The sequence below is a fragment of the Mesorhizobium sp. M7A.F.Ca.AU.001.01.1.1 genome, from assembly GCF_004022735.1.
In the GTDB taxonomy this organism is placed as follows: Bacteria; Pseudomonadota; Alphaproteobacteria; order Rhizobiales; family Rhizobiaceae; genus Mesorhizobium; species Mesorhizobium ciceri.
This window is the reverse complement of record NZ_RZPF01000973.1, coordinates 1-1,786: the sequence shown is the minus strand read 5'-3', so window position 1 is coordinate 1,786 and position 1,786 is coordinate 1. Positions and strand designations below refer to the sequence as shown.

General features: G+C 64.9%; 2 protein-coding genes. Both read left to right on the top strand.

The window, feature by feature from the left end; all coding sequences use genetic code 11:
* A partial coding sequence (locus tag EN884_RS34725; protein WP_128361074.1) for a glutamate-5-semialdehyde dehydrogenase occupies positions 1-924 on the top strand: 924 nt, incomplete at its 5' end.
* Between the two features lie 163 nt (positions 925-1,087).
* The gene (locus tag EN884_RS34720; RefSeq protein WP_013529070.1) at positions 1,088-1,675 is read left to right on the top strand and encodes a nicotinate-nucleotide adenylyltransferase; all 588 of its coding nucleotides are present in this window, start codon (positions 1,088-1,090) and stop codon (positions 1,673-1,675) included.
* Positions 1,676-1,786 lie beyond the last annotated feature (111 nt).

Genomic DNA, 1,786 nt, shown 5'->3' with positions numbered 1-1,786 from the left:
GTGCGCACGCCGCTCGGCGTCGTCGGCGTCATCTATGAGAGCCGCCCGAACGTCACCGCCGATGCCGGCGCGCTGTGCCTCAAAGCCGGCAATCCGGTGATCCTGCGCGGCGGTTCGGATTCGCTCAATTCTTCCGCCGCCATCCACGCCTGCCTGGTCGAAGGGCTGAAGCAAGCGGGCCTGCCGGAGGATGCCATCCAGCTGGTGCCGACCACCGACCGCGCCGCCGTCGGCGAAATGCTGAAGGGGTTGGGCGGCAACCTCGACGTCATTATCCCGCGCGGTGGCAAAAGCCTGGTCGGACGGGTGCAGGCCGAGGCGCGGGTCCCGGTCTTCGCGCATCTCGAAGGCATCTGCCATCTCTACATCGACCGTTCCGCCAAGCTCGATATGGCTGTCAGGATCGCCGTCAACGCCAAGATGCGACGCACCGGCGTCTGCGGTGCCGCAGAGACGCTGCTGGTCGACCGGGCGGTTGCCTCCACGCATCTGGTGCCGATCCTTGATGCACTTCGCGCCGCCGGCTGCGAAATCCATGCCGATGCCGAGGTGCTGAAAGTGTTTTTCGACGCCAAACCGGCGACCGATGCCGACTGGATCACCGAGTATCTCGATGCCATCATCGCGGTAAAACTGGTCGACGGTATCGGTGGTGCGATCGAGCATATCGAGACGTTTTCCTCGCATCACACCGAGGCGATCGTCGCCGAGGATGCGCAAGCCGTCGAGCGGTTTTTCAACGAGATCGATTCGGCGATCCTGCTGCACAACGCATCGACGCAGTTCGCCGACGGCGGCGAATTCGGCATGGGCGCCGAGATCGGCATCGCCACCGGCAAGATGCATGCGCGCGGACCGGTGGGCGTCGAACAGCTGACGTCGTTCAAATACCGTGTGCGCGGGTCGGGACAGGTGAGACCTTGAGCGCTGGTCTTACCCTTCCCCTTGTGGGGAGGGTGGCGAGCACAGCGAGCCGGGTGGGGGGACGACGCTGAATTCCGCGATACCCCTACCCCGCTCCGCTTCGCGGATCGACCCTCCCCACAAGGACGAGGGTAAGGAGGCTATCTCCTCCCACTATCTCAAAATGCCGCACGCCGAGAAAGGCCTTGCCGTCGGCCTGTTCGGCGGTTCGTTCAATCCGCCGCATGCCGGCCATGCGCTGGTCGCCGAGATCGCGCTCAGACGCCTGGCGCTCGACCAGTTGTGGTGGATGGTGACGCCGGGCAATCCGCTGAAGAACACCAGGGAGTTGGCGCCGCTGGGCGAACGGCTGCAGCTGTCGGAACAGATCGCCAAGAACCCGAAGATCAAGGTCACCGCTTTCGAAGCCGCCCATCACGTCCGCTACACCGCCGATACGCTGGCGCTGGTCAAGGCGCGCAACCCCGGTGTCGATTTCGTCTGGATCATGGGTGCCGACAGCCTGCGCGATTTCCATCGCTGGCAGCGCTGGCGCGAGATCGTCATGACCTTCCCGATCGCCGTCATCGACCGCCCGGGCGCGACGCTGTCGTTCCTGTCCTCGGTCGTCGCCAAGACCTTCGACTATGCCCGCATCGACGAGGGCGATGCGCCGCGGCTTGCCCGCATGAAGGCGCCGGCCTGGACCTTCATTCACGGCCCGCGCTCGTCGCTGTCATCGAGCGCGATCCGCAAGCTGGCGAAGGGGTGAGCCCGGCCGCCCGGCCATGTCGCTTTTATCGCTTCCTTTGCCCGTTTCATGGGCAATCCTGAGCAGGCATGTCGATTCCCAGGAAAAACCGCAGCGAAGCCGAGCAGGGCG

Excerpts from the sequence above, each read along its gene's own strand:
- EN884_RS34720 (WP_013529070.1), top strand. The coding sequence starts at position 1,088 with ATGCCGCACGCCGAGAAAGGCCTTGCCGTCGGCCTGTTCGGCGGTTCG.